The 4057-nt window shown below is 37.9% G+C and carries 4 protein-coding genes; all 4 read right to left on the bottom strand.

What is annotated here, in order from left to right; translation table 11 throughout:
• A partial coding sequence (locus tag AB1471_RS16625) for a hypothetical protein (RefSeq protein ID WP_367780879.1) occupies positions 1-493 on the bottom strand: 493 nt, incomplete at its 3' end.
• A 225-nt stretch (positions 494-718) separates the two neighbouring features.
• Positions 719-2758, bottom strand: a complete 2040-nt coding sequence (locus AB1471_RS16630; protein ID WP_367780880.1) for a hypothetical protein — start codon at positions 2756-2758, stop codon at positions 719-721.
• A 198-nt stretch (positions 2759-2956) separates the two neighbouring features.
• On the bottom strand, positions 2957-3535 hold the full coding sequence (locus tag AB1471_RS16635; RefSeq protein WP_367780881.1) for a hypothetical protein: 579 nt from the start codon (positions 3533-3535) through the stop codon (positions 2957-2959).
• The coding region (locus tag AB1471_RS16640; RefSeq protein ID WP_367780882.1) for a hypothetical protein at positions 3528-4057 on the bottom strand (530 nt) is incomplete at its 5' end. The genes AB1471_RS16635 and AB1471_RS16640, both read right to left, overlap by 8 nt.

Genomic DNA, 4057 nt, shown 5'->3' on the forward strand with positions numbered 1-4057 from the left:
CGCCCTGTCCTTCAAAAACCAACACAATATCGCCATTGGTCAATAACGTCACATTGGGATGATCCCCTTTTCCATAGTAGTTGTTCACGCTATACCAATCGATCTTTCCGTCTTCATAACGACCTAAATTATAATGCAATTCATGATTTCCACCTTCATGAACTTCGATGATATTGCCATTAGTAAGGGTAGCGATGGTTGGTTTCTCTCCACCACCATATTCAACCGGATGGGTCCAAAATATCTGATCATCCTCATACTCACCCAATTGATAGGATGTTTTTCCGTCTTTGTCATTCACCGACACGACAAGACCGTTATCCAAAACAGTGATCGAAGGATTCTCACCATTCGCATAGTTGTCGGATGATGATAACTCATCGATATCTAAGTATTCAAGTGTCACATTCTCAGTAGAAGCAGAAGCTCCAACTGGCGTATTCAGAGTAAAGATCATAAGTAAAGCGATAAGTATTTTAGTAAACGTTTTCAATTATCATTCTCCTTTTCTATTTTTAATAATTTAAATATTCATTTTATCACAAACATTAAAAATAAAAAGAAACATAAAAAACCCGCTCCTGTCGACGAGGAGCGAGTTTTTTGTTTTTACTTATACTACTTAGGAGTTTTAAAAATGGTGAACCTCTATCATTCTTACTATGGAATGTTAATTATAACACGAAAGATAAGGCGTATCTTTTGTAAGTTTTTTATATTATTCCAACCATGTGATGCGTTTTTGTTCCTCATCATATTCTCCCAATACATACCGTAGTTTATCAGTATGCTTTGGAACTTCATGAACATTTAATATTAACCCATTTTTTAGTTGGACCACATCGTTAAATTGACCATCAAAATCGTTAATAGTTGGAGTTTCAAATAAAAGGTGCCCATATCGATACGAAGCCATTTGGAACCACGTTGATATACCCCTATGAAACATCATTAGAACTTCCCCGTTATCTAGTTGATAGGAGACTGGACTATTCACGTCATGAGGTTCCCATAACATTGAGCTACCAATCCTATCTAATGTGTTATTTGTTCTATCTGGTTCATTAATGGAATACCAAAGATGACCATCATCATCATTTGATTTTCGAGTCTTTAAGACAAGACCATCAGCCGATGCAGATACAGAAGCTTCATACCCTGCGCCGTACTCTTCGCCTATAGTTCCCCAAGAAATATCCACTTTATCAGAATCAATATTTATGATAGAACCATAATTATAAAAAAGTTTACCCGAGGCGCGGGCGTTTCCGCTAGAATGAACTTCGACAATATCCCCATCGCTTGTTACCGTTATTTTTGGTAACAATCCCCTATCATATTTATTACCGATACTATACCAATTTATGGAACCGTTTTCATATTTACCTAAATTATAATACAAGTGTTTGGTAGTGTCACCACCATTATTGTGATTGCTGTGTACTTCTATGACATCCCCATTGGGCAGCGTAGCAATGGAAGGATTTGCTCCATTGTCATATTCCTTTGGATCTGTCCAATACATCTTACCGTCGAGATATTCACCCAATTGGTAGTACATTTTTGGAGTTATCCATTGGTGACGGTAGCTTACTGCCAATACAAGACCGTTATCCAAAACAGTCATGGACGGTTTCTGCCCAATACTATTATAAATAGCTTCCGCCGACGTCTCATCGATGTTTAAATATTCAAGAGGAACATGATCACCCCAAAAAACACGGTTACTATTATCATCATATCTTCCTATTACATAGTTGATCTCATCACTATCATGATCTTCATGAACGTTTAACAAGAGACCATTTTGAAGTTGGACCACATCGTTATTTTTCCCGTGAAAGTGGGTGTATGTGTCAGATTTCGGATCAACCCATGAAGCCTCTCCCACTGCACCAGAACCCCATCCGGGATAATATTCTACTTTCCCCATTTGGTTCCATGTTCCGTTGCTTTGATTGCTATCAAACATCGATAGAATGGATCCGTTATCCAGTTGAATCGTCACTGGATTATTCGAACTGTGTGGCTCAAATTCATACGCCGCTCCAATTACACTAACGGAATGGTTATCAACGGATGATCGATTGACACTTGCCCAAAGATAACTATCCGATACGCTTTTGTGTGTCTTTAACAATTGTCCGTTAGCCAATGCTGTGACTGAAGGTTGTAGTCCTTTGTCATACTCAATCCCATTTTTGTACCAAGTAACCTTATCATTTTCGAACGTTCCGTATTCATAATAAACTCCCGTATTATCTACTTGCTGTCCTTCAAACACCAACACAATATCGCCAGTGGTCAGCACCTCCACATTTGGATGGTCTCCTAGTCCATAGAAGTTGTTCACGCTATACCAATTGATTGTTCCGTCTTCATAACGACCTAAATTATAATGTAATTCGTGATTTCCACCTTCATGAACTTCGATAATATCGCCATTATCAAGTGTAGAGATGGTTGGTTTCTCTCCTCCACCGTATTCAACAGAGGGGGTCCAATGCATCTTATCTTCCTCATATTCGCCCAATTGATAGGATAGTTTTCCGTCCCGATCATTCACGGACACGACCAGACCATTATCCAACACAGTGATGGAAGGATTCTCACCCATCGTGTAGCTGTCGTTTGATGATAACTCATTGATATCTAAGTGTTCGAGTTGTTCCTCCTCCGTAGAAGCATACGCTCCAACTGGCGTATTCAGAGTAAAGATCAGTAGTAAAGCCATAAATAGTTTGATCATTTTTTTCATGTTCTTTCCTCCTTTTGTATGAATAACCAGTATAATATTTCGAAACTGTATTTGTCATCTTAAATTAAAATTTCTAAATATTTTTAAAATAAATAAAAAAGTGAACTACCTACCACTTAACACCCTAGCGAATTGTTTGAAGTGGGGGGCTTCTGTCGGAAAATAAAAAACCCGCTCCCTTTAAAGGAGCGAGATAGATCAAAAATATTGCCACCAAACTACACGGTCGGAGCCTTCATATTTATAACGTCCCATAGAATAGCGAATCTTATTACTATTAGGATCTTGATGTACGCTTAAAAGATAACCGTTTTGTAATTGGACGACATCCATATTTTCACCTTCAAAATCACTAACATTCGGACTTGTCCAATCCACCGATGTTCCATGTGATGAATTAAGTGTTCCTGTTTTGAACCACGCTTTATCACTATTTCTATCATCAAACATGTTTAAAATAAAACCGTTGTTCAATTGCAATGAGACTGGATTGCCAGACCCATTATCCTCATATTTATATGGGTCTCCAAGTGGCTCCATAGATCTACCATAAGCACTTTTATTCACAGATTGCCAAAGATGACTATTCCATTGGCTTTTGTGTACCTTTAAAAATAATTGGTTATCCAATGCTGCTACAGAAGGTTGAACTCCTTCATCATAGTTGAAAGTTTGTTTCTCCCACTCAACGAAAGGTTCCCCTAAATATGGTTTTTCAAAAGTTCCATAACCGTATTTCAGAGAATCATTAAATGGTCCCCATCCCTCACTAACCACAACAATCTCTCCATTCCGATACCGCTACATTTGGCTTATTTCCTTTGCCGTAGTAATTATCTTTGCTATACCAATGAATGGCTTTGTCTGTATATCTTCCTAAACTATAATATAAATCGTTTCCACCACCATATTCACGCGCTTGTGTCCAATACACCCTAAAATCATAATACTCACCTAATTTATATTCTAATTTTCCTCCATTATCATTTACCATCAATACCAGACCATTATTCAAAACAGTGATGCTAGGGTTTTCACCCGTAGTAAGCCAATCACTTGCACCAGTAATATTACCATTATTTTCCTCTAATATTTGTAACGGAACTTCTCGAACAGGAGTAAATGGAATATTGCTATCTGGCGGAGGAGGAGGACTCCACTCTATTGGTATAGGTTCCTCAAACGATGCCATCCAATCAACACGATCATCATCATATTTCCCCAATTGATAGCGAATATTATTGCTAGAATGATCTTCATGGACGTTTAAGAAGATCCCATTTTGAAGTTGAACGATAT

This window comes from Jeotgalibacillus marinus (genome assembly GCF_040801915.1).
GTDB classification, from domain to species: Bacteria; Bacillota; Bacilli; order Bacillales; family Jeotgalibacillaceae; genus Jeotgalibacillus; species Jeotgalibacillus marinus.

Bases quoted from the DNA above. Each gene is read 5' to 3' on its own strand.
- AB1471_RS16630 (WP_367780880.1), bottom strand. From the start codon at position 2,758: ATGAAAAAAATGATCAAACTATTTATGGCTTTACTACTGATCTTTACT.